This window comes from Streptomyces rugosispiralis, assembly GCF_024505145.1.
Classification (GTDB): Bacteria; Actinomycetota; Actinomycetes; order Streptomycetales; family Streptomycetaceae; genus Streptomyces; species Streptomyces rugosispiralis.
In genome coordinates this window covers 1-349 of record NZ_JANIAA010000260.1, presented here as the reverse complement: position 1 = coordinate 349, position 349 = coordinate 1, and the positions used below count along the sequence as shown (strand labels likewise).

The window sequence follows — 349 nt, the reverse complement described above, 5'->3', positions numbered from 1 at the left end:
CACGCCCAACCGCCAACGACCAACCCACATCAACCAGATCCAGATCCGGATTCCGGTCCGCGAAGCCCCGCAACCGCTCCACCTGCGCCCGCACCGCCACCTCACCCGCACCCGACACCACCCACGGCACCGCAGGCAACACCACACCTTCAGCCTCAGCCTCCACCACTTCAGGCGCCTGCTCCACAATCACATGCGCGTTCGTCCCACTCACCCCGAACGCAGACACACCCGCCCGACGCGGCCGATCCACCTCCGGCCAGCACGTGTGCTCCCCCAAGAGCTCCACCGCGCCAGTGGACCAATCCACATGCGGTGTCGGCTCGTCGATATGCAGACTCCGCGGCAG

The 349-nt window shown here is 67.3% G+C and carries 1 protein-coding gene; it reads right to left on the bottom strand.

Features of this window, described 5'->3' with window-relative positions; all coding sequences use genetic code 11:
* The coding region (locus tag NP777_RS47350) for a ketoacyl-synthetase C-terminal extension domain-containing protein (RefSeq protein ID WP_308405435.1) at nucleotides 1-289 on the bottom strand (289 nt) is incomplete at its 3' end.
* Between the last annotated feature and the right edge of the window lie 60 nt (nucleotides 290-349).